The 1848-nt window shown below is 68.1% G+C and carries 2 protein-coding genes; one reads left to right on the forward strand and one right to left on the reverse strand.

Going from position 1 to position 1848, the window contains the following annotated elements:
- The first annotated feature begins 170 nt into the window (after positions 1-170).
- Positions 171-995: an EamA family transporter gene (locus AC1DQP_RS20080; protein WP_457319189.1), complete on the forward strand. Its 825-nt coding sequence runs from the start codon at positions 171-173 to the stop codon at positions 993-995.
- A gap of 186 nt (positions 996-1181) precedes the next feature.
- On the opposite strand, the gene rimI is transcribed toward AC1DQP_RS20080, so the two are convergent.
- Positions 1182-1679 carry a ribosomal protein S18-alanine N-acetyltransferase gene (rimI, locus tag AC1DQP_RS20085; protein ID WP_256775349.1) on the reverse strand — a complete coding sequence of 166 codons (498 nt, stop codon included), beginning with the start codon at positions 1677-1679 and terminating at the stop codon, positions 1182-1184.
- Between the last annotated feature and the right edge of the window lie 169 nt (positions 1680-1848).

The raw sequence follows: 1848 nt of genomic DNA on the forward strand, positions 1-1848 counted from the left end.
GCCACCCGTGGGGTGGCTCTACCAGGGTTACGTGTAGCCACCCGTGGGGTGGCTCTGCCCGGATTACGTGCAGCCACCCGTGGGGTGGCTCTACCGCGGCGATGTTGGGCGCCACCGCGCATCTGCGGCATCATGCGGGTTCGTCCACGCAATGACTGCCTGCCGACACGATGTCGCTCTCCATTTTCTGCATCGTGCTGTTCGCCGCGCTGCTGCATGCCAGCTGGAACGCCATCGTCAAACGCGGCGCCGACACGCTGCTGACCACGATCCTGGTCACCGGCTCGGCGGCGATCCTCGCTGCGATCGGCCTGCCGTTCCTGCCCGCCCCCGCAGCGCAGAGTTGGCCGTGGCTGGCCGCGTCCACCGGGTTGCAGGTCATCTACTACGTACTGGTCGCCCGCACCTACCAGCTGACCGACATGAGCGCGTCCTACCCGCTGATGCGAGGCTGCGCGCCGATCCTGGTCGCGCTGGTGGGCACGTTGTTTATCGACGAGCGTCTGGCATGGATCGCCTGGGCCGGCATCGCGCTTATCTGCGCCGGCATCCTGTGCATGACGCGTGGCATCTCACGCCAGCACCTGTGGCTGCCACTGCTCAACGCCGGCGTCATTGCCACCTACACCCTGGTGGATGCCTGGGGCACGCGTCACTCCGGTGCGGCGCTGAGCTACACGCTGTGGCTGTTCCTGTTGTCGGGCTTGCCGTTGCCGGTCTGGGCGCTGTGCACGCGTGCCGCGGCGCTGCGCACGTATGCGCGTGCCAACTGGCAGTACGGGGTGGTCGGCGGCGTCGGCACCCTCACCTCCTACGCGCTGGCGCTATGGGCGATGACGGTCGCCCCGGTGGCGATGATTTCCGCCCTGCGCGAAACCTCGATCCTGTTCGGCATCCTGATCTCGGCGTTCATCCTGCATGAGCGGGTCACCCGGCAGCGCTGGATCGCGGCGGGCTTGATCGTGCTGGGTGCGGCGGTGTTGCGGCTCGCTTGACGCACACGATGCACCCACGGCCCAGCGCCAGACGCAGAGGTAGCCAGGGAAGGCAATGATGGTAGAGCCGAGCCATGCTCGGCTGTCGCAGCGCAGCTGCGGCAAACCGGTCGAGTGGGTCATGGTGGAGCAGCCGAGCATGGCTCGGCTCTACCGGGTTCGTGTCGGCCTCCGATGTCCGTACCGTTACAGCGGCGGCATCGTCTGGATATCGTCGTCCACCAGTTCCATCGCCATCACCAGCGCGTCCTCGCGTCCTTCGCGGGCCGGGTAATAGCGCGGGCGGCGGCCGATTTCGTTGAAGCCTTCGCTGTGGTACAGCGCCACCGCCGGCGTATTGGAGGGTCGCACTTCGAGGAACACGCGCTGCGCGCCCTGGTCGCGGGCCAGCTTGACCAGCGCGCGGAACAGATAGCGCCCCAGGCCGCGCGACTGATTCTGCGTGTCGACGCAGACGTTGAGCACGTGCGCCTCGTCGGCGGCGATGCTCAGTACGCCATAGCCGACCAGCACGCCGTCGTCTTCCAGTGCCAGCGCCGGGTAGCCGGCGCGCAGGCAGTCCACGAAGATGCCGCGGGTCCACGGGAAGGGATAGCCGCGCAGCTCGATCGGCATCACCGCATCGATGTCCGCCTCGCGCAGCGCGCGCAGGGACAGCGGACGGGGTGAGCTGACCGCGCTCACGCACGGCCCCGCTTGCGCAGGGCCCGCAAGTGCGGCCACAGCGCGCGCTTGGCAGCGGCATTGCCGCGCAGTTCCTCCAGGTTCCAGCCGGCCATCAACGCCTGCGTTTCCGGTTCGGACGGATTGCAGCCGGATGCCCTCAGCAGCGCGATCTGCAGCCGGTCGGGCA

This window comes from Stenotrophomonas sp. P5_A8, assembly GCF_056400545.1.